This is a genomic window from Bifidobacterium sp. POST2/T3 (B1) (assembly GCF_058197115.1).
In genome coordinates this window covers 1-2,629 of the sequence record NZ_JBVPQK010000366.1, presented here as the reverse complement: position 1 = coordinate 2,629, position 2,629 = coordinate 1, and the positions used below count along the sequence as shown (strand labels likewise).

2 protein-coding genes are annotated in these 2,629 nt (G+C 62.7%); both read left to right on the top strand.

What is annotated here, in order from left to right; genetic code table 11:
- The first annotated feature begins 66 nt into the window (after nucleotides 1-66).
- Nucleotides 67-1,314: a DUF58 domain-containing protein gene (locus tag AC0AP0_RS11670; RefSeq protein ID WP_490430587.1), complete on the top strand. Its 1,248-nt coding sequence runs from the start codon at nucleotides 67-69 to the stop codon at nucleotides 1,312-1,314.
- Nucleotides 1,311-2,629, top strand: a 1,319-nt coding sequence (locus AC0AP0_RS11665; RefSeq protein ID WP_490430586.1) for a transglutaminaseTgpA domain-containing protein, incomplete at its 3' end; no start/stop codon positions are given. The genes AC0AP0_RS11670 and AC0AP0_RS11665, both read left to right, overlap by 4 nt.

Sequence of the window (2,629 nt, the reverse complement as noted above, 5' to 3'; positions counted from 1 at the left end):
GATGAACACCAGGCGCTGGCCGAAGCCCTGGCCAAGGTCCCCGTCCCCACAGGAGAGCAGTGAGCCATGACCGCCTTTGCCCGCCGACCTGCCCCGGAGGAAATACCGGCATCCTCGGCCGGATCCAGACAGGGCATGCGAGCCCAGACCGCTGACCTGTGGAAGTCGGTCACTGCCCTGGGCCGAGCCATGACCCTGGCCGCGCTCTTGTGCGCTCTGGCCTTCGTCCCTACAGGCTGGCGTGAATTGCTGGCAGGGGCTCTGCTGGGCGCGGGCATGCTGCTTCTGGGATTGCTGATGAGCCTGGGCAATCTGTCCTGTAGCGCTGAAACGAGTCTGGACCAGGGACATCTGGAGGTGGGTGGCCAGGCCGAGCTGATCCTGGTTCTGACCAACCCAGGCAGCCGCTCCACCCGCCGCGGCCGAATCGGTCTGGCTCTAGGCCAGGGAGCCGTCATGGCACCTTTGCCTGCCCTGGCTCCCGGCCAGAGTCATCAGATCCGCTTGAAGCTGGAAGCCAGGTCCCGTGGTGTGATTGACCTGGGCCCGGTGACCATGGAGGCCGGGGATCCGCTGGGAATCATTCGCCGCCGTCGAATCCTGGCAGGCGCCCGAAAACTCTATATCCATCCCCGCACGGTTGCCTTGCCGCCCCTTGAAGCCGGACTGGAACGCGACCTGGAGGGGGATCCTGGTCCCGGCATTGTCGACGACGACCTGGAATTCCATGCCCTGCGCCCCTATGCTCCGGGCGACGACATGAAACGGGTCCACTGGTTGTCCACTGCCCGGGCCGGCACACTGATGGTCCGTCAGTACGAGCCCACCTTGCGCACTAGGACCGAACTGATCCTGGACGGCCAAGCCGCCTCCTACCGGAACGCGGATGAGTTCGAGCTTGCAGTTGCAATCTATGCCTCCTTGGGTTGCCGATGCCTGCTTGATGGCCATCGGTTGCAAGCGCTGGCCCCGGAACCAGACAATTCCGATACCCATGGAACCATCCTGCCCACGGAAGATCCCCGTAGCTTTCTGGACGCCTGCAGTGCCATCCACCCCCGCCAAGACGGCTATGACTTACTTGACCGGACTGATGCTTCCAAACAGATCAGTCTGACCATTCTGGTGACCGGTTCGCTGAGCGACTGCCAACCCTCAGCGCTGATGGGTGAATCGGCTCAGAGCGCCTCCCCAGTCATGCTGCTGGCTGCTGACCTGGATGCTCATCCAAGCCTGCAGGCACAGCCGGGCCTGGTCAACGCCGTTTTGGGTAGTATTCGGGACCTCCCCATCTTCTTGGAGAACCAGCCATGAGTGCATCATCTGCATCATGGATGGATCAAGCCCAGAGGGAGCCGATTCGTCTGATCGACCGGACTGGTCTGCAATCCAGAGTCGACCCCACCAGGCGCCGCTCCCCTATCATTCTGGTCGCCGCACTGGCGCCCCTCGATCTGCTGGCCGGACTGCAGCTGCTGCCGGTCTACGGCAGCATGTCCTTCTGGCTGACAGTGGGAGCCGCAGCTTGTCTGACCGGACTGCTGATCGCCATGCTCCCTCGCCGTAATATTGCTACAGCCCTCCTCCAGCCTCTGCTGCTGATCGCGGCCCAGTTCCTGCTCGGCCCCATCTTCACTCTGAACGGGACCACCCTGGCACACGTCCTGCCCACCAGGACAACCCTGGCACAAGGTTGGTCATCCACCTTCGGCGCTTTCAAAACCTTGGTAGCCATCGATCCGCCTCTCGGACAGGAAGCCGGCGGACTGATGGCCCTGTGGACGCTGATGCTCTGGACCTGTTGTCTGGCCGTGCTGCTGGCCCGCCATGGCCTAGGCCGCAATCTGGGACGGCCGGCACACCCAGTGGCCGTCCTGGCAGCCACCCTGCCCATCCTGGCCACCATGGCTGTGTCAGCAGCCCTAGGGACCAGCGGAGGCCTCTATCCGGCATTGACGGGCGGCATCCTCTGGCTGCTTCTGCTGATTTGGAGCGCAAGTGGACTGGGTCTGCTGCGTCTGCAAGGACTCGCATCCACTCTTCTGACCCTGGCACTGGTAGCCGGAATGATTTTCTCCGCTGAAATCTTGCCCGCTCCGACCCGGCTGGTTATCCGCGACCATTATCAGCCCCCCATGGACCCCTACCAGTTCACCAGCCCCTTGAGCGATTATCGTGCCTATGTCAAACGACACCGCGACGATACCCTGGTCACGGTACGCAATCTGCCCGCCGGCACGCCGGTCCGAATGGCAGTCATGGACCGCTATGACGGCAAGGTCTGGAATCTGTCCGACTCCTCAGGCGCAGGAGCCGCCGACTACCGGCGCATCGGCGCCCAGATCCGCACAGAAAGGCAGCAGGAGAAGACCAAAGACGGCGAACAAACTGGACAGCCCTTTACTGCAACCTTTCTAATTCGGGAAGGATTCGACCATGCCTGGCTGCCCTCCGCTGGACAGGTCGACGGCATCGATACGAATCTGGGTCTGCAGCGGAAGGACCTCTACTTCAACAAGGCTACGGACACTGCTCTGACCGATCAGGCCCTACAGGCAGGAGCCAGCTATACAGTGCACGGCGTGGCCCAAAACCGACCCGCAACGCGTCGCATAGCCGACAGCGATCC

Excerpts from the sequence above, each read along its gene's own strand:
- AC0AP0_RS11670 (WP_490430587.1), top strand. The coding sequence starts at position 67 with ATGACCGCCTTTGCCCGCCGACCTGCCCCGGAGGAAATACCGGCATCC.